This window comes from Brachybacterium halotolerans subsp. kimchii (assembly GCF_020792675.1).
Classification (GTDB): Bacteria; Actinomycetota; Actinomycetes; order Actinomycetales; family Dermabacteraceae; genus Brachybacterium; species Brachybacterium halotolerans.
Genome location: NZ_CP086254.1, coordinates 4,033,271 through 4,050,966, shown reverse-complemented (window position 1 = coordinate 4,050,966; position 17,696 = coordinate 4,033,271). Strand labels below are relative to the sequence as shown.

Annotated in this window: 16 protein-coding genes, 2 tRNA genes and 1 pseudogene; 7 read left to right on the top strand and 12 right to left on the bottom strand. The window is 71.4% G+C overall.

Going from position 1 to position 17,696, the window contains the following annotated elements; genetic code table 11:
* Window positions 1-243 precede the first annotated feature (243 nt).
* A pseudogene (locus tag Bra3105_RS18655) lies at window positions 244-468 on the top strand (helix-turn-helix domain-containing protein); the annotation flags it as partial.
* A 77-nt stretch (window positions 469-545) separates the two neighbouring features.
* Here Bra3105_RS18655 and Bra3105_RS18185 read toward each other — a convergent pair.
* Both Bra3105_RS18185 and Bra3105_RS18180 read right to left on the bottom strand, forming a co-directional pair.
* A tRNA-Lys gene (locus Bra3105_RS18185) sits at window positions 546-619 on the bottom strand.
* A gap of 128 nt (window positions 620-747) precedes the next feature.
* Window positions 748-2,268, bottom strand: coding sequence for an MFS transporter (locus Bra3105_RS18180; protein WP_228358060.1), 1,521 nt, complete (start codon window positions 2,266-2,268; stop codon window positions 748-750).
* 192 nt (window positions 2,269-2,460) lie between these two features.
* On the opposite strand from Bra3105_RS18180, the gene Bra3105_RS18175 reads away from it, so the two are divergent.
* On the top strand, window positions 2,461-3,669 hold the full coding sequence (locus Bra3105_RS18175; protein ID WP_228358059.1) for an NAD(P)/FAD-dependent oxidoreductase: 1,209 nt from the start codon (window positions 2,461-2,463) through the stop codon (window positions 3,667-3,669).
* Here the strand turns inward: Bra3105_RS18175 and Bra3105_RS18170 are convergent.
* Together Bra3105_RS18170 and Bra3105_RS18165 are read right to left on the bottom strand one after the other, a co-directional pair.
* Complete coding sequence (locus Bra3105_RS18170) at window positions 3,653-4,672, bottom strand: TerC family protein (protein ID WP_228358058.1); 1,020 nt, start codon at window positions 4,670-4,672, stop codon at window positions 3,653-3,655. The genes Bra3105_RS18175 and Bra3105_RS18170 overlap by 17 nt on opposite strands.
* 183 nt (window positions 4,673-4,855) lie before the next feature.
* Complete coding sequence (locus Bra3105_RS18165; protein WP_228358057.1) at window positions 4,856-7,024, bottom strand: MMPL family transporter; 2,169 nt, start codon at window positions 7,022-7,024, stop codon at window positions 4,856-4,858.
* Between the two features lie 99 nt (window positions 7,025-7,123).
* On the opposite strand from Bra3105_RS18165, the gene Bra3105_RS18160 reads away from it, so the two are divergent.
* Together Bra3105_RS18160 and Bra3105_RS18155 are read left to right on the top strand one after the other, a co-directional pair.
* Window positions 7,124-7,756, top strand: coding sequence for a MarR family winged helix-turn-helix transcriptional regulator (locus Bra3105_RS18160; RefSeq protein ID WP_200503938.1), 633 nt, complete (start codon window positions 7,124-7,126; stop codon window positions 7,754-7,756).
* A gap of 2 nt (window positions 7,757-7,758) precedes the next feature.
* Complete coding sequence (locus tag Bra3105_RS18155) at window positions 7,759-8,598, top strand: PrsW family intramembrane metalloprotease (protein WP_228358056.1); 840 nt, start codon at window positions 7,759-7,761, stop codon at window positions 8,596-8,598.
* Window positions 8,599-8,620: 22 nt separating this feature from the next.
* On the opposite strand, the gene Bra3105_RS18150 is transcribed toward Bra3105_RS18155, so the two are convergent.
* Entirely contained in the window at window positions 8,621-9,526 is a 906-nt protein-coding gene (locus Bra3105_RS18150; RefSeq protein WP_228358055.1) for a LysR family transcriptional regulator, read from the bottom strand.
* A 204-nt stretch (window positions 9,527-9,730) separates the two neighbouring features.
* Here Bra3105_RS18150 and Bra3105_RS18145 point away from each other — a divergent pair, with 204 nt between their 5' ends.
* On the top strand, window positions 9,731-10,828 hold the full coding sequence (locus Bra3105_RS18145) for an NADH:flavin oxidoreductase/NADH oxidase (protein WP_228358054.1): 1,098 nt from the start codon (window positions 9,731-9,733) through the stop codon (window positions 10,826-10,828).
* A 16-nt stretch (window positions 10,829-10,844) separates the two neighbouring features.
* Here Bra3105_RS18145 and Bra3105_RS18140 read toward each other — a convergent pair whose 3' ends face one another.
* The 5 genes from Bra3105_RS18140 to Bra3105_RS18120 all read right to left on the bottom strand — a co-directional run bounded on the left by Bra3105_RS18140 (window position 10,845) and on the right by Bra3105_RS18120 (window position 14,583).
* Window positions 10,845-11,567, bottom strand: a complete 723-nt coding sequence (locus tag Bra3105_RS18140) for a hypothetical protein (RefSeq protein WP_228358053.1) — start codon at window positions 11,565-11,567, stop codon at window positions 10,845-10,847.
* 263 nt (window positions 11,568-11,830) lie between these two features.
* Complete coding sequence (locus Bra3105_RS18135; RefSeq protein ID WP_228358052.1) at window positions 11,831-12,643, bottom strand: TVP38/TMEM64 family protein; 813 nt, start codon at window positions 12,641-12,643, stop codon at window positions 11,831-11,833.
* Between the two features lie 38 nt (window positions 12,644-12,681).
* The gene (locus Bra3105_RS18130) at window positions 12,682-13,446 is read right to left on the bottom strand and encodes an SDR family oxidoreductase (protein WP_228358051.1); all 765 of its coding nucleotides are present in this window, start codon (window positions 13,444-13,446) and stop codon (window positions 12,682-12,684) included.
* Between the two features lie 68 nt (window positions 13,447-13,514).
* Window positions 13,515-14,099: a sugar O-acetyltransferase gene (locus tag Bra3105_RS18125; RefSeq protein ID WP_228358050.1), complete on the bottom strand. Its 585-nt coding sequence runs from the start codon at window positions 14,097-14,099 to the stop codon at window positions 13,515-13,517.
* 43 nt (window positions 14,100-14,142) lie between these two features.
* Window positions 14,143-14,583 carry a GNAT family N-acetyltransferase gene (locus tag Bra3105_RS18120; RefSeq protein WP_228358049.1) on the bottom strand — a complete coding sequence of 147 codons (441 nt, stop codon included), beginning with the start codon at window positions 14,581-14,583 and terminating at the stop codon, window positions 14,143-14,145.
* A gap of 45 nt (window positions 14,584-14,628) precedes the next feature.
* Here Bra3105_RS18120 and Bra3105_RS18115 point away from each other — a divergent pair, with 45 nt between their 5' ends.
* On the top strand, window positions 14,629-15,105 hold the full coding sequence (locus Bra3105_RS18115) for a YchJ family protein (protein ID WP_228358048.1): 477 nt from the start codon (window positions 14,629-14,631) through the stop codon (window positions 15,103-15,105).
* A 91-nt stretch (window positions 15,106-15,196) separates the two neighbouring features.
* Here the strand turns inward: Bra3105_RS18115 and Bra3105_RS18110 are convergent, their stop codons facing one another.
* Window positions 15,197-15,370: a DUF3618 domain-containing protein gene (locus Bra3105_RS18110; protein WP_228358047.1), complete on the bottom strand. Its 174-nt coding sequence runs from the start codon at window positions 15,368-15,370 to the stop codon at window positions 15,197-15,199.
* Between the two features lie 87 nt (window positions 15,371-15,457).
* Between Bra3105_RS18110 and Bra3105_RS18105 the strand changes: the two genes are divergently transcribed.
* A tRNA-Leu gene (locus Bra3105_RS18105) sits at window positions 15,458-15,539 on the top strand.
* Between the two features lie 186 nt (window positions 15,540-15,725).
* Here the strand turns inward: Bra3105_RS18105 and Bra3105_RS18100 are convergent.
* Window positions 15,726-17,597, bottom strand: coding sequence for an HNH endonuclease signature motif containing protein (locus Bra3105_RS18100; RefSeq protein ID WP_228358046.1), 1,872 nt, complete (start codon window positions 17,595-17,597; stop codon window positions 15,726-15,728).
* Between the last annotated feature and the right edge of the window lie 99 nt (window positions 17,598-17,696).

Here is a 17,696-nt window from a genome sequence, read left to right as displayed (position 1 = left end):
CTTTTCCTGCGGTCTCGCGGTCGAGGCGTCTAGCGAGCTCGTTCCAGTTCGGGGGACGGGCTGTACGCCGCTCATCCATCGCCCACTCCCACAACCCACCCCGCCCCGCGTCTCGCAGGATGAGGTCTGCCAACATCGCTCTCGTGCTCATATTCTTGACCGTAGTCCGAAAAATCAGACCAGGCAAGGCGTGTCTGGTGTCGGGCCTAGAATCTGGATGTGAGCGGTGTATATCCTGGCTCAATGAGCGAGCATCCTGTACACGAGTCCACCGAGAAGGCCAACGTCGACCAGCGGATCGCAGCCGCAGTGCGCGCGCTCGCGGCAGGTCGCGGCATCAAGAACGCAGACCTCGCGCCCGTGATCGGCGCGAGCAGAGCCACCGTCTTTGCGAAGCTCAAGGGAGACGCCCCGTGGCGCGCCGCGGAAATCGAATCGGTCGCCGAGTACTTCGGCGTCCAGATCTCAGACCTCTTCGACGGCCTAGGCCTGTTCGGCAACGACGAAGCCCCCCGGCCTACTGGCCGAGGGGCTTCTCGATCGGGTGCGCCATCAGGGACTCGAACCCCGGACCCGCTGATTAAGAGTCAGCTGCTCTAACCAACTGAGCTAATGGCGCCGACGAACGAAAACATTACCCCGCCCGGGTCCGAGCGCAAAACCGGAGGCCACGCCCTGTGAGCGAGCAAACAGGAAGCGGCCCGCGTCGGGCGCACCGCGCACCGGCCGGGCCGCCCCGACGGAGGATCAGTGGGCGCCGGCCCGCTGGGCGAGCACGAAGGCCTCGGCCTCCTCGCTGAGCTCCTTCGCGTGCGCCGTGGCCTCCTTGCGGTCGCTCGCCGCGGGCTTCGAGCCCCACAGCGGGCGGCCGTTGCTCTCGGGCACGATGTGCACGCAGATCAGGCCGATCACGCCGGCCGCCATCAGGTAGATCGCGGGCCACATGAGGAAGTGGGTCCAGGTCACCAGGGAGGTCATCACCGTCGAGGTGGTGCCGCCGAACAGCGAGATGGCGACGTTGAAGGAGATCGACAGGGCGCCGGCGCGCACGGCCGTCGGGAACAGCGACGGCAGCGTGGAGGGCATGGTGGCGCTGAAGCAGATCAGGCTCAGGCCCATGATCAGCAGGCCGAACAGGACGGTGACGTCGCTGTGGCCTCGGATCAGCAGCACCGAGGGGATCGAGAGCACGATCAGTGCGATCGAGCCCGCGCGCACCACGGCCTTGCGGCCCACGCGGTCGCTCAGCCGCCCGATCACGGGGATCAGGATCAGGCACATGACCATGACGATGATCTGCAGGATCGAGGAGGCGAGGTCGGAGACGCCGCCGCTGCCCTGGTACTCGCGGATCAACGGGAAGAACTGCGGCATGAACGCCGTCAGCATGTAGTTGGTGACGTTCCAGGCGAGCACGAGGCCCATGCAGGCCAGCAGGTTCGGCCAGAGGCGCAGGATGCCCCTGATCTCGCCGCCCTTCTTGTCGCCGGTCTCGGTGCTCGCAGGGGTGCCGGCCTTCTTCGCGGCCTTCTTCTCGTCGGCCTTGGCCTTGGCCTCGGCGTCCTGCTGCTTCTCGAGCTCGCGGTAGGCGGGGGTGTCCTCGAGCTTGGAGCGCAGGTACACGCCCACCAGACCCAGCGGCAGGGCGACGAAGAACGGCAGGCGCCAGCCCCAGCTCAGCAGCTGGTCCTGCGTGAGGATCGCGGTCATGATCGTCGCGACCGACGCGCCCAGCACGTAGCCGCCGAAGGTGCCGACCTCGAGCAGGCTCCCGAAGAACCCGCGACGACGGTCCGGGGCGTACTCGGCGATGAAGGCCATCGCGTTGCCGTACTCGCCGCCGGTCGAGAAGCCCTGGATCAGCCGGCAGGCCAGCAGCAGGAACGGGGCGGCGAGGCCGATCGTCGCGTAGTCGGGCAGGACGCCGATGAGGAAGGTGCCCAGCGCCATCATGATCATCGTGGTGGCGAGGACCGACTTGCGTCCGATGCGGTCGGCCAGCGGGCCGAAGAACATGCCGCCGAGGGGGCGGACCAGGAAGGCGACGGCGAACAGGGCGGCCACGATGATCGCGCCGGCGGCTCCCGCGTTCTTCGGGAGGAAGACGCCCTCGATGGTGACCTGCAGATATCCGTAGACACCGAAGTCGTACCACTCGGTGACGTTGCCGATCGCCGCGGCGCCGATCGCTCGACGGATCACCGAGGGTTCGGTGATGGTGACCTGCTCGGGACGCCACTTCTGCGGCGTATAGCTGATCGTGCTCAAAGAACTCCTCCTGCGTGCTCGATGTCCGGGTGCGCTGGGCGCCGTCGTCCAGGAACCGCTCGAGCACCGTACTCCTGTGATCTCCCCGACATCCACGGGATGACGCGGATGAGCGGGCGCCGGGCCCCGGGGTCCTCACGCCCTCGCCGCCACGGGTCTAGGGTCGTGGCAGGACCGGACGAGGAGGCCGCGATGACGCAGTTCCAGGATTCCTACACGTACGCGATCGTCGGCGCGGGGGTCGCCGCGGCCAGCGCCGTTGCGGGCATCCGCGAGAAGGACGGCACCGGCTCGGTCGTCGTCCTCGGCGCGGAGCCCGACCCGCCCGTGTACCGACCCGATCTGTCCAAGACGCTGTGGCTGGACGCCGACGCGTCCCTCGAGGACTCGGCGCTGGATGTGACCGGAGAGGGCGTCGAGCTTCACACCTCGAGCACGGTCGTCGCGATCGACCCGGACGGGCATCGCGTCGAGCTCGCCGACGGCACCCGCGTCGGCTTCGAGCACCTGCTGATCGCGACGGGCGCCTCGCCGCGCACCGCCCCGATCGCGCCGGGCCCGCGCGTCATCCACTACCGCACGAGCGCCGACTACCGGGCGCTGCGCGCCGTGGCGAGCCCCGGCGCGCACGTCGCCGTGGTCGGCGGCGGGTACATCGGCGGCGAGATCGCGTCAGCACTCCTGCAGAACGATGTCCAGGTGACGCTGGTCCTCCCCCACGGCACGGTCCAGCCCGGCATGTTCCCGCCGGATCTCTCGGACCGCATCACCCGGAAGCTCGCCGCGAAGGGCGCCCGCATCGTCACGGGCCGCCTCGCCCGAGGATCGGAGGACGGGGACTCCGTGACCCTGACCCTCGAGGACGGCGGGGAGATCACCGCGGATGCGGTCGTGATCGGGATCGGGGTCACCCCGAACACATCCCTCGCCCGGGAGGCGGGCATCGAGGTCGACGACGGCATCGTCGTGGACGAGCTGCTGGGGACCTCCGCCGCGGACGTCTTCGCCGCCGGGGACGTCGCCTCCTACCCCGATGCCCTGCTGGGCAGGCGCCGCGTCGAGCACGTCGACAACGCCGAGACGATGGGGAGGGCCGCCGGCCGGGCGATGGCCGGCGACCTCACCCCGTACGCGCACACGCCGTTCTTCTGGTCGGACCTCCTCGACGACGGCTACGAGGCGATCGGGGACCTCGACGCCGCCCGCGTCCTGCGCGAGGACGCCTCCGAGGACGGCTCCGCCGAGGTCGTGCTCTACGGGGCCGACGGGCGCGTGCGCGGCGCTCTGCTGTGGAACACGTGGGACAGCGTCGACGCCGCTCGCGAGCTCATCGCCGAGACCCGTGAGACCCCGGTGGCCGGCCCCGAGAACCTGCGCGGCAGGATCAGCCCCGGCGGCTGAGGGACGGGTCCTCGGCCTCCTCGTCGAGCGCCTCGTCGGCCCCCGCGCCGCGGGTGCGCAGCAGGCTCGCGACGGTCGCGATCGCGACCACGAGGCCGATGAAGGACAGCGAGAACCAGATCGGGACCTCGGGCACCCACAGCAGCGGCTGTCCGCCGTTCACGAAGGGCAGCTCGTTGACGTGCAGGGCGTGCATCACGAGCTTGACGCCGATGAAGGCGAGGATGATCGCGAGCCCCTGCGCGAGGTAGACGAGGCGCTGCAGCAGACCGCCGATGAGGAAGTACAGCTGACGCAGGCCCATCAGGGCGAAGGCGTTGGCCGTGAACACGATGTACGTCTGCTCGGTGAGGCCGAAGATCGCGGGGATCGAGTCGACGGCGAAGACCACGTCGACCACGCCGATGGTGAGCACCGTGAGCATGAGCGGGGTGACGAAGCGCCTGCCGTCGATGCGGGTCACGAAGCGGCCGCCGTCGTACTCGTCGCTGACCGGCAGGACGCGGCGCACCAGGCGCATGATCCGGCCGTCGGTCGGATCGGAGTCCTCGGACCCGAAGGCCTGGCGCCAGGCGAGCACGAGCAGCAGGGCGCCGAACACGTAGAAGACCCAGGAGAGGTTCTCGATCAGCGTCGCGCCCACGGCGATGAAGGCGCCGCGCAGCACGAGGGCGATGACGATGCCGATCATCAGCACCTTCTGCTGATGGACCCTGGGCACGGCGAAGCTGGTCATGATCAGCAGGAACACGAAGAGGTTGTCGATCGACAGCGCCTTCTCCGTGAGGTAGCCCGCGAAGTACTCGCCGCCGTATCCCCATCCGGAGAAGACCCCGATGCCGACGCCGAACAGCAGCGCCAGGCCGATGTAGAGGGCGGACCAGCGGGCGGCCTCGCCGATCGAGGGCTCGTGCGGGGTGCGCACGTGCGCGAAGAACTCGTACACGAAGAAGGCGACGGTCACGGCGAGCGTGATCGTCCAGACGAGGGGTGAGACGTCCACTGAGGGCTCCTGAGGGGCTCGGGCAAGCGATGGCTGCCAGAGTCTCCTTCGTCCTGGTCCCCCAGAACCGACGGCCCGGGTCGTGATCGCACGACCGTATTGACGAGCCCGCCGAGGCGAAGTACTCCCTCTGCACCGAAGACGCTACGGAGGGAAGGTGAACTGGAGCTGGGAACGGCCCGCTCAGTCCGCGCGGTCCGCGCGGCGCGCGAGCCGCGAGGGCCACCACACGCTGCGCCCCACGTCGACGGCGAGCGCCGGGACCAGCAGGGTGCGCACCACGAAGGTGTCCAGCAGGACGCCGAAGGCGACGATGAAGGCCAGCTGGGCGAGGAAGAGGATCGGGATCACGGCGAGCGCCGCGAAGGTGGCCGCGAGCACGATTCCGGCCGAGGTGATGACGCCGCCGGTGAGGGTGAGGCCGCGCAGGATCCCGGGTCTCGTGCCGTGCGCGAGGGACTCCTCGCGCACGCGGGTCATGAGGAAGATGTTGTAGTCGATGCCCAGGGCGACCAGGAACACGAAGCCGTACAGCGGCACGGCCGCGTCGGCCCCCGGGAAGTCGAGCACGTGGTCGAAGACGAGCGCGGAGACCCCGAGCGCCGCCCCGAAGGAGAGGGCCGTGGTCGCGATGAGCAGCAGCGGGGCGAGCAGGGAGCGCAGCAGCAGCACGAGGATCGCCGCGATCACAGCGAGGACCACGGGGATGATGAGGTTCCGGTCGTGCACGGAGGCGTCGTCGGTGTCGATCGCGGTGGCGGTCTCGCCGCCCACGAGGGCGTCCTGCGGCAGGTCCTCGCGCAGTCCGCGCACGGTGTCCTCGGCGGCCGCCGAGTCGGGGGCGTCGGCGAGCGTCGCCTCGAGCAGCACGCGCCCGTCCTCGACGCGGGGATCGGCCCCGCCCCGGATCCCGTCGGCCGTGACCGCGGCGCTGCCCGAGGGGGCGTCCGAGGAGCGCGCGCTCACCGACTCCACCCCGTCCGCGTCCAGGAGCCGGTCCGCCGTCTCCTGCAGCTGGTCCTGCGGGACGAGGATCTGGGCGGGGCTGCCGGAGCCGCCCGGGAAATGCTCGCCGAGCACCTCCTGGCCGGTGCGGGCCTGGGAGTCGCCGAGGACGAGCTCGGACTGGGAGACGCCGTCGGCCCGCAGCTGGAGCAGGCCCGCGCACGCGACGCACAGCACGAGCACCACGCCTCTCCAGATCCGGCGGGGGTGGCGCTCGACGCGGCGGGCGACGCCGGCCCAGAGCCCGCGGGTCACGAGCTGCTCCTCGCTGCGCTCGGCCTCGGCGGGGTCGTAGAGAGGCCGACGGGGCCAGAACGCGGTGCGTCCCGCGAGGAACAGGAGGGCGGGAAGGAGGGTGAGCGCCGAGAGCATCGCGAAGGCGATGCCGATCGCGGCGACCGGGCCCAGCGTGGAGTTCGAGCGCAGGTCGCTCAGCAGCAGGCACAGCAGGGCGGCGATCACCGTTCCGCCGGAGGCCAGGATCGGCTCGGCGGTGCCGCGGATCGCGCGCAGCAGCGCGACGCCGCGGTCGGGGACGGCCCGCAGCTCCTCGCGGTACCGGGCGACCATGAGCAGGGAGTAGTCGGTGGCCGCGCCGATGACGAGGATGAACAGGATGCCCTGGGTCTGCCCGCTCAGCAGCAGCACCCCGGCGTGCGCCAGGTGCCAGATCACCGCGAGCGCCGCGCACAGGGCGAACATGCTGGTCGCGAGCACCATGAAGGGCAGGAGCGCCGAGCGGTAGACGATCAGCAGGATCGCGAGCACCGCGGCGAGCGCGACGCCCAGCAGCAGGCCGTCGATGCCGGAGAAGGCCTCCGTGAGGTCGCCCGAGAAGCCAGCGGGCCCGGTGACGTACGAGGTCGTCCCCGCGGGCAGGTCCTCCGCGAGCGCGCTCTCGAGGTCGGAGACCGCGGCGCCGAGGTCGGCACCCGCGTCCAGGGGCACGAAGGATTCGACGGCCCGGCCGTCCTCCGAGGGGATCGGCGGCGACGCGTTCCCGGAGACCTGGTCGAGGTCCTCGGCGGAGGCGAGGGCGTCCTGGACACCGCGCAGCTGGTCCTCGCTGAGCGCCCCGTCGCCCGCGCCGTCCGCGGTGACGACGACGATCGCGGGGATGGTGTCCCCCTCGGTGAAGGCCTCGGTGGCCTTCTGCACCTGCGTGGCCTCGGCCGAGGTCGGGAGGTAGGCGGTCCGGTCGTTGGAGGAGACCTCGTCGATGCGGCCGAACAGTGGCCCGCCGACGGAGGCGCCCGCGACCCAGAGCACCACGAGCAGCGCGGGCAGCACGATCCGCACGGCGCGGATCCAGCGGGTCCGGGGCGTGGGCGTGCCGCGGTGGGTCATGGAGGGCTCCGTCCAGAGATTGCTAGCCTGGCGAGCAATCTACCCCATCGCCGCTCATCGCCGCCGGTCTGGTCCCGCGCGGTGGCTACGCTGTCGCCCATGAGCACGAGTCCCGAGCCGCACTCCCCCTCCCCCTGGCGGGTGCAGGACATCGACGCGAGCGACCCGTCCGGGGAGCTCGTGGACCGCTCGGGGCTCACGCGCGAGGCGATCACGGGGATCGACGAGCTGATGGCGGCCCTTGTGGAGCTGCGGCGCACCGAGGAGGAGCTGCGCGACGCCTCCGAGGCGTACATGCAGCTGAACTCGACGGACATGCGCGCGCTGCACTACCTCATCGCCGCGGCCCACCGCGGCGAGCGGCCGACGGCCGCGGCCCTGGGCTCGGAGCTGCGGATCTCGAGCGCCTCGACGACGAAGCTGCTGGACCGCCTCGAGCGCGGCGGGCACGTCCACCGCCGCGCGCATCCCTCCGACCGCCGGGCGATCACGATCGAGGTCGCGCCCGCGACGCGGCAGGCGGCCATGGAGACCATGGGACGCCAGCAGGCCGGCCGCTTCCGCGCCGCCGCGCGCCTCAGCGACGCCGAGCGCGAGACGATCACGACGTTCCTGCGCTCGATGGCCCGCGAGATCTCCGTCGAGGACGCTCCGTGGGCCCGCGAGGCACGATCGTCCGCATCCGCCCCCGCACCCACCCCCTCCCCTGAGCCCAGAGAGCCGAGGACCTGACGATGACGACTCCGCCGGTGCCCGCCACCGCCTCGAACACCCTGCCCAGATCTCCCTGGTACGAGCGCCTCTCCTGGCTGTTCGTCCTGGTCGTCGGCGTCTTCGCCTACATCGTGATCTTCGTGGTCATGCTGCTCACGCGCAACACCACCCTCCTGCCGACCGTTCTGCTCGTGGGTGCCGGGACAGTGCCGCTCACGGTGCTGCTCGCGGCCCAGACCACGCGCCGCGGGATCCTGGTGCCGATCCCGATCGTCCTGCTGACGGTCGGCGTCGGCGGCCTCCTCGCCGTCACCATCGCCGGCTTCCTCGAGACGATCGCCGCGCTGATCCTCGGTCAGGAGTCGATCCTGCTGGTCGGGATCATCGAGGAGACCGCGAAGCTGATCGTCCCGCTGCTCGTCCTCGCCATCGCGCACCGCGCCACCCGGGGCGGCGGGATCGCCGTCGGCATCGCGGCGGGCACGGGCTTCGCGGTGCTCGAGACGATGGGCTACGGCTTCAACGCGCTGCTCGAGCGCGGGGGCGGCCTCGCGGCGCTCGACTCGACGCTGGTCCTGCGCGCGATCCTCGTCCCGGCGGGGCACGTGGCGTGGACGGGCGCGATCTGCGCCGCCGTCTGGCACCTGGTCGAGGGGCGGCGCAAGGGGCTCGCGGTGCTCGAGCTGGTGCTCACCTATGTGGCCGCGATCGTCCTGCACACGGCCTGGGACGCGACCTCGAGCGCGGTGCTGCACGTGCTGATCGGCGTCGTCAGCGTCGGCGCGCTCGTGTTCCTCATCCTGCGTGCGCATCGGTCGCGCGTGAGGTCGCTCGAGGGGTCCCTCGGCGATCCGCGCTGAGCGGCCCCGTCCCTCACCGCCCTCACCAGGAGCGTGCGGCCCCTTCGAGGGCCTCGCGCACGCGGACCACGGCCGGATTGCACTCGGCCCCGGGCCGCTGGACCAGGAACAGGGTGTTCAGGGGCGGCACGTCCCCGCCGCCGAGGTCCACGAGGGACCCGGCCTCGAGATCCTCGCGGCACAGCGACCGCGGCAGCACGCTCGCCCCGGCTCCCGCGCGCACGGCCGCGAGGACGGCGTGCAGGGTGGGGGCGATGAGCGCGGCCCCGGGGGGCTGGGCGCCGAACACGGATCGCCAATAGCGCCGCACGATCGGCATGTCCTCCGCGATGCTGACGAGCGGCACCTCCCGCAGCGCACGGCACAGGCTCTCCCCGTCCCCGCGCCCCTCGAGCCGGCGCGCCCACTCGGGAGCGACGACCAGCACGTACTCCTCGTCGCTGAGCGGCGTCGCCGCGAGCGCCCGGCCCCGCGGCCGACGGGTCGTGATGACCAGGTCGTGCGTCCCCTCGCGCAGGGATTCGAGCAGCTCGTCGGTGAGCCCCTCGGCCGTGCGCAGCTGCACGCCCTCGGCGACGAGCGGGGCGAGGGCGGGGAGCACGCGCGAGCACAGCATCTCGGCGGGGCCCGCGAGATGGACGGGGGTCGCGACGCCGTCGAGGTCGCACTCGTCGGTGCGCAGGGCGTCGAGGGCGTCGAGCGGACCGCGCACCCGCTCGGCGAGCTCGTGGGCGTAGGGCGTCGGCTCCACGCCGCGCGGCAGGCGGGTGAACAGCGTGCAATCCACCTGCGCCTCGAGGGCACGGATCTGCGTGGTGACCGAGGGCTGGCTGAGACCGAGCGCGCGCGCCGCCGCGGTGAAGGAGCCGGCCCGGTGGACGGCGAGGAAGGTCCGCAGCAGATTGAGGTCGAGGACGGGTGTGCTCACGTCCCCCACCCTACCGCCAGACCCATACGCGGAGACATGTCCGCCATAGGCGCAGCTATTGGACGCCGAAGGCGTCGAGGTATAGCTTCGTCGATGTCAGTCAGCGTCGCTGCCATGTCCGGGATCGCCATCGGGGGATCCCTCGCCCTGGGGCGCGCGGACGCGGCGGCCGGCGCTCGTCCCCCAGCTTCGAGGAGCAGTGGCATGAGCCGCACCCTGTTCGACCCCATCACCCTGCGCGATCTCACCGTGCGCAACCGTGTGTGGGTCCCGCCGATGTGCCAGTACATGGTCGAGAAGGCCGACGGGGTCGTCACCCCGTGGCATCTCATGCACTACGGCTCGTTCGCGCGCGGCGGCGCGGGCGCCGTGATCGTCGAGGCGACCGGCGTGGTGCCCGAGGGCCGCATCAGCCCCCAGGACCTGGGCCTGTGGAACGACGCCCAGCGCGATGCCCTGCGCGGCGTGGTCGACCTCGTGCACTCCCTGGGCGCCGCCACCGGCATCCAGCTCGCCCACGCGGGCCGCAAGGCCTCGACCTACAGCGAGTGGGGCAACCCGGCGCCCGGCACCTCGATCGCCGTCGCCGACGGCGGATGGGAGACCGTCGGCCCCTCGGATCTGGCCTTCGGCGATCTGACCGCACCGCGGGCGCTCGACGCGGACGGGATCGACGGCGTCATCGAGGCGTTCGTCGCTGCCGCCCGTCGCGCCGTCGAGGCCGGGATGGACATGATCGAGATCCACGGGGCCCACGGCTATCTGATCCACGAGTTCCTCTCCCCGCTCAGCAACGTCCGCACGGACGAATACGGCGGCGGCCTCGAGAACCGTGCGCGGCTGCTGCTGCGGATCGTGGACGCCGTGCGCGCGTCGATCCCCGAGGGCATGCCCCTGCTGGTGCGGCTCTCGGCGACCGACTGGGTCGAGGACGGCCTGCACGTCGAGGACACGGTGCGCGTCGCGCAGTGGCTGCGCGAGCACGGCGTCGACATGGTGGACATCTCCTCGGGAGGCAACAGCCCCGCGGCGCAGATCCCCGTCGGCCCCGGCTACCAGACGCCGCTCGCGACGGCCGTGAAGCAGGGCGCGGGCATCCCGGTCTCGGCCGTCGGCATGATCGACGAGGCCTGGCAGGCGGAGCAGATCACCGCGACGGGCCTCGCGGACGTGGTGCGCGTGGGCCGCGAGTTCCTGCGCGACCCGAGCTTCGCGATCCGCACGGCCCTCGCGCTGCGGGTCGCGGAGCCGCCCATCCCGGCCCCCTACGTCCGCGCCTACCGCCAGCAGCTGCGCGGCTGAGGCAGGGACCCGCGGGTCACAGCCCCAGCAGGGAGTGCACGGACGCGGTGCGCTCGGCGAGCAGACGCCGCACGTCGGCCGCCGCGGCGGCGAGGCTCTCCGCCTCGTCGTCGTGGTCCGGCCGATCGCTCGCCGGGCCCCGCCCCAGCACGCGCTCGACGGCCGAGGCGAAGGTCTCGGTGGCCAGGTCGTCCCCCGCGTGCGAGCCGTGCAGGGGCCGGCCCGCCATCAGCGGGTCCATGAACCCGCGCAGGAGGCACTGCAGCGAGAAGGCCTGGTGATCGGCCTCGCAGACGAGGCACACCAGGCCGTGCTCGCGCCAGATCCCGACCATCTCGCCGACCAGGCCGACGGGCATGAGCAGCCGCGTGAGCTGCACCGTGCGGGGGTCGTCGACAGCGTCGCCCAGGAGGTCCCCGTCTGCCCTCTGCAGCGCGCACACCAGCACGCGCGAGCGCAGGCTCTCGACCAGATGCAGGCAGAGCCGGTCGGGTCGCGCGCGGGCGGGGTCCTCGCGCAGGGCGCGGGAGACGCGACGCGCGGCCTCGAGCAGGTCCCGGGCGATGAGGCCGACCATCAGGTCCTGGTCGGAGCTCCACAGCCGGCGTGCGCCGGCGGGCTCGACCCGCGCCGCGCTGATCACCTCGTCGAGGGTGACCGCGGAGCCGGGCTGCTGGGCGAGCACTTCGCGCGCGGAGTCCAGGACCCGCTGTGCGATGGGGTTCCGACTCTCGGGCATGAGAGCGCCGGCGCGTCGCGCGTGCACGCGAGTCCCCTGCTCCCCCATGCGTCTCCCCTCGTCACTCCTGCGGGTGGTCCGGCGGCCTGCTCGCTCCTCCCAGCACCGGTCGGTTACGTCGGAATTGAGCGACCTGTCCGATCCGCCTCACCGGCAGAGAATACGTCATCGCACGACCGCTCCAGGAACGGGTTCGGCTCGGAAGACCGGCGGCCCGGACGACACACCCCGACGGGACGGCCGCGCGGCCCGCGCCGGGAGCATCAGGCCTGGTCGTCCGCGATGTTCCCGGGGTCCGTGTCGTTCCCGTCGGACCCGGTCCGGCTCCCGTCGCCGTGGGTCCGCGACCCGGGCAGGGGCCGTCGGGCGGTGCCGCGGAAGGCGCGGTAGCCCCAGATCGTCATCACGATCACGACGGCCCATGAGACGGCGAGGACGACGCCGATCACGACGCCCGGATCGGCCAGGAAGGCCCCGATCGCGACCAGGGAGATCTGGCCGGGGATGCAGGCGATGAGCGAGGCGATGAGGAACTCGCGCTGGGTGATGCCGAAGGCGCCGGCCCCGTAGTTCACCGGCCAGTAGGGCAGGCCCGGCATCACCCGCAGCAGGAAGACCGCGGCGAAGCCGCCGTTCTCGAGCCGATCGCCGACGGTGCGGGCATGGCTGCCCAGGATCTTCCCGACGACGCCGCGGCCCAGCAGCCGGGCGACCCAGTAGGCGCCCCAGCAGCCCAGCATCACCCCGACGATCGAGAGCACGCCGCCCTCGAGCACGCCGAAGAGCATGCCGCCGGCCACTGCCATGATCGTCACCGGGATCGGGGTCAGCGCGACGACGGCGTAGAGCAGGGCGAAGACGAGGAACGCCGCCCAGCCGTAGTCCTCGAGGCGCTCCTGGAGGACGTCCAGCGAGGGCAGGCGCACGGTGAGGGCGAGCCACACCATGAGCAGCACCACCGCGACGAGCCCCATCGACCGCAGCACGGGCAGCGGCTCGAACCGGCGGGCGGAATGCTCATGCGGGGAGCTCTCGGGCGAGGCGGTCCCGGGCGGGGTGGACTCGCCGTGGGGCACGGCGGGATCCGGGGATGCGGGCGGCGTGGCGTCCTCGCTCAGGAATCGGCCGACTGGGCCAGGAAGTCCTCGGCTCCGCCGACGAGCTCCACGTGCCCGGTCTTCACGTCGGCCGTGGCCATCTTCGCGACCTCGGCCGCGAACTCGGCGACCGAGTACAGGCGCCCGGCGGCCTCGCGGCGCGCGTCCAGGGCTCCGGGCTCGGCGCGGTTCAGGAGGGTCGCGGTGACCGTGCCCTCGATCATGTCGCCGGAGACGACGACGAAGCTGATGCCCTTGGCCTCGAGCTCGGGGATGCGCTCGACCAGGGCGTCCTCGCCGGCGCGCTTGGACAGCGCCACCGCGACGTACTGGTCCATGGTCTCGACCTCGCGGATGAAGTGGGCCTGGTGGCTGGTCACGAAGACGACGCGGCCGCCGTCGCTCATGAGCTCGGTGCCGGCGAGCAGAGCGTCCAGCTGCGCGTCGCGGTTCAGGCGCATCGCGTAGTCCTCGCCGAGGTCGGCCTCCATGCCGCCGGAGGCGTTGAGGACCAGCAGGTCCAGGCCGCCGAAGGCGTCGACCGCCGCGCGCATGAGGCCGCGCACCTCCTCGGGGCTGGTGAGGTCGGCGCCGACGGCGATCGCGCGGCCGCCGGCCTCCTCGATCTCCTTGACGACCTTGTTCGCGCGGGGCGCCTTCTGGCGGTAGTTGACGACCACGTTCGCGCCCTCGGCGGCGAGCAGCTTCGCGGTGTCCGCGCCGACGCCTCGCGAGGATCCGGTGATGACGGCGGTCTTGCCTGCGAGGGACGTCGACGACATGGTGCTGCTCCTTCGATGGGGTCTGGGCGCCGGTGCGCGACCGGCATCGTCCCGAGGCTACCGGACGCTCAGAGCTCCCGGACCACCCGTGCGGGGCTCCCCACGGCGAGGACCCCGGGCGGCACGTCGGACGTCACGACCGAGCCCGCACCGATCACGGATCCCGCGCCGATGGTGACGCCGGGGCAGACGATGACCCCGCCGCCCAGCCACACGTCGTCCTCCAGCGTGATCGGCTCGGCCGCTTCCCACCCCTGGGCGCGCGCCTCGCGCTCGAGCGGGTGGATCGCGGTGAGCAGCTGGATGTTCGGGCCCAGCTGGCAGCGCTCGCCGATGCGGACGTCGACGACGTCGAGGGCGACGAGCCCGAAGTTCACGAAGGTGCCCGCGCCGATGAAGAGCCGACTGCCGTAGTCGACGCGCAGGGGCGCCCGCACGTGGGCCCCATCACCCAGGCCTCCGAGCAGACCGCCGAGGATGCCCTGCGAGGCATCGGGGTCCTGGGCGTAGACGTCGTTGAAGCGGGCGGTCTCGCGCAGGGCGCGACGGAACTGCCGCTGGATGTCGGGGTCGTCGGCGATGTACCAGTCGCCGGCGAGCATCCGCTCGAGCTGGCTGCGGGGGTCGTCGGGGTCGACGGCGAAGGGCTTCATGGGCACGAGCCTACGGGCGAGGGGCGCGTGGTGGAGGCCCGGTTCACCGTCCTGCGAGCCTCATGCCGAGCGACGGGGCGACGTCCACGAAGCCGGTCGCGTCGTAGAGCCGACGCCCGGGCGGATCGGCGATCAGCGTGATGTACGGGTCGGGCGGGGCGGCGGCGCGGATCCTCTCGATGAGGCAGTCCAGGACGACGCGGCCGATGCCTCGGCCCTGCTGGGCGGGCGCGGTCGCCATGTCGGCGATGTGGAAGTACCACCCGCCATCGCCGATCACCCGGCCCATCGCGACGAGGGCGCCGTCGGCGTCGCGCACGGTCTGCCATGCCCAGCTGCCCGTGAGGATCGGCGCCGCCTGCTCAGGAGTCCTCGGGCTGAGGCCGGAGGCGGTGCGCAGGTGCACGTACTCCTCGACGGCCGGCGCCTCGGTGCTCGCGACGAGGCCATCGGGCAGGGTGCGGGGCGGGAGATGCGAGGTCATGCTCGTCATCCTCGCAGTCGGTGGGCTCCGCGGGATACTGGGGCGATGCCCTCCCCCACCCCGGAATACGATGACCCGCGCGATCGCGGGGCTGGTAACGCACCTGCACCTGCACCTGCACCTGACGATTCCTGCCTCTGCGGCAGCGGCGAGGTGTTCGCCGCCTGCTGCGGACCGATCCTCGCCGGCGATCGCGACGCCCCGACGGCCGAGGCGCTGATGCGATCGCGGTTCTCCGCCTTCGCCCTCAGGGACACGGCGCACCTTCGGCGCAGCTGGGACGCGGCGCAGCGCCCGTCGGCCGCGGAGCTCGAGGCGTCGGATGATGGGGATCTGCGCTGGCAGAAGCTGCGGATCCTCGACGTGGTCGCGGGCGGTCCCTGGGATGCGGAAGGCGTCGTGGAGTTCGTGGCGATCGCGCGTGGGAGCGAGGGCAAGGTGCGTCTGCACGAGCGCTCGCGATTCCGGCGGGTGGAGGAAGCACCGGGGTGGGTCTACGTCGACGGGGAGATCCGCGGCTGACGCCGATGATGAGCAGAGGCGGCCCCTCGGACGCAGTTCGCCCCCGGTACGCGGAGCGATCCGCGCCGAGGGCGAGCATGTGCGCTGCGGGTCAGCGGCGGAAGAGGCCCTTCACGGTGCTGACGGCCTCGTTCGCCCAGCGGGCGACGGCGTTCTTGGGGTTCACGCGGTCGACGAGCTCGTCGATGTCCGAGGCCAGGTTGTCCTGGCGCCTCGTCGCCTCCTGGCGCATGTCCTCCAGGGACACCTTGTTCTTCTTGGCCACGGCTGCCTCCGGGTCGTCGGGTGCTGACGGGTCCGATCGTATCGTGCACACGGAGCCGCCGCGTCCGGACCGCTACTCTGGTGCGGCGCGCGAGTGGCGGAACTGGCAGACGCGCTGGATTTAGGTTCCAGTGCCCGAGGGCGTGCGGGTTCGAGTCCCGCCTCGCGCACCTGTCTCCCAATTCATGCAGCCATTGCATGCCCGGTCGCGCCGCGCTGCCTTCATCGGCCCCGACTCACGATCCGGTTTCGGGCGTGCCTGTAGAGGGGCACGGTGGTGTGCCCCTCTACAGGTGGGGGTGCTGCTGGCGGGGCTCCGACCTGGATGCCTTGCGATGGCGGGTCGGGCTGGTGGGTCAGAAGGGTGGTGGTCCGGGGTCGAACTTGGGTGGTGGGTTCTGTTGCTTGCGTGGTTTTCGGGTGGTGGCGCTGATGGGGATGTCGCCGTCGTAGTGGAACGTCGGGAGCGGTTGGTATCGATGCCGGACGGGTTTCTCGACGGGGACTTCTTCCAGGTCAGGTGCGCCGGCTTGGTCCATGTCCACGCGGGGCCACGGGTCCGGGACACCAGGCCGGACCGGCCACGGTGAGTCCAGCCGGGAGGGCTCGGGAGTCGATGCCTCTGCGCTGGTGCGGGCCTCGGCATCGCGTTGCTGCTCGTAGTCGTCCTGCCTGCGTTGCATCGAGTCCCAGACGGCGTCGAGCTGGGCGACGGCCTGTGGGGTGAGGAGATCGGTGTCGTCCTCGCGGAACACGCGGAAGCGTTCGTGCATCTCCCACACCGTGCCCGAGATCCCTGCCGGGGACTCGTCCGCCTCCACACGCACAGGATCGAGTCGCCCGGCGGTCTTCATCGCGTGGTGGAACCAGCACAGGAAGTGCAGGTTCTCCACCGCCGTCCGACCACCACAGACCGGGTCCGCGTGGTTGTACTCGACGATGTGGTCGGCCTCGGAGGCCACGGAGGCGGTGCGTTCGCATCCGGGGACGCCGCAGGATTGGCCGCGCAGTCTCAGGTGTTCGAGCATTGCCCCGGTCGGCCGGTACTTCTCCGCCGGACGCGGCAGAAACTCCCCGCTCGAGGGATCGGTGAGGACTCGGAACCACTCGTCGCTCTTCCCGGCGATCTCGCGGGCCATCTGCGCGGGGATCGGGGTCCCGTCCTCCAGCACGCCCGGGGCGTCGTCGCCGCCGACGAGGGTGAGGAAGGGGACGAGGACGTTCAACCGGAACCTGGCCTCCGGGACGGTGATGCCGCCGGTGTCGAGCTGCGCGGCATGCGCCAGGTGATACCGGATCAGGTTCAACGAGAGGGGCATGCCCTCGTTCTCGACCTGCCGGTCCGGATCCAGGGGGATCTCGGTGCCCTCCATGAGGGCGTGGCGCTGGGCGTTCTGGATCGCCCGCGCCGCCTGGTCGAACTTCCCCGCGAGGGCTTTGATCTCCGGGGCCGGGCCGATGATCCGCAGGGAGGCGACGCCGTCGAGGGTTCCGGGGTCCAGCACCATCCGACGACGGGTCGCGGAGATTTCTTCGGGTTCTTTCGGATGGCGCTGCTGAATCTTCGCCACCAGGAGTTCGAGGCATTTCGTGAATACTCTCGGCATGATCGCCAGACACCATGAGGCGACCGTGACATCCACCAGGACCATTTCCGCCGGGGTGAAATCAGCGGTCCGCCGCAGCAGGGTGCGGAACCATTCCGCCGGGAATTCGCCTGCTTCCAGGGCTTGGGTGCAGCGCGGGAGGAGGTCCACGGCCCGGTGGGCGTCGGTGATGGCTTTGGCGGCTTGCCCGCGGGTGCAGCGCATCGCCACAGCGACCATCAGGTCCTGCTGCTCGACCTCAAAGGGGTCGGCGTCCATGTCCTCGCGCCCCGCCCAGAACGGAGCCAGCGCCACGAAGCGGCGGGAGAGTTCGTAGGACTCGTCGACGCCCTCGTCCCACAGGGCGCGGACCTGCGCGGTCAGCTCCGCATCCGGGCGGGCCTTGACCCTGCGCGCCACCACATCCCGGCAGACCGCCTTTTTGGGTTCCTTCACGATGAACAAGGGCTTCACGCCCTCCGGGGGCGCGGCCACGAACCGGGGCGTGTGGGCGTGCATGTCCTCACGCTGACGCTCGGTCATCTTCTCCAGGTCGTCGAGGACCGAGAAGGTCGACTCGATCGCCGGCTGCCCGGGAAGGTCCAGACGACCCTGCGACTCCGGCTGCTCCACCGCACTCACACCACCCACCCCCTTCCCTGGCATTCCACGACCTCGCGCGATAGTGCGCGACGTAAAGACTCTGAATCGATAGACGAGAACAATGAATCCGGCGACTTC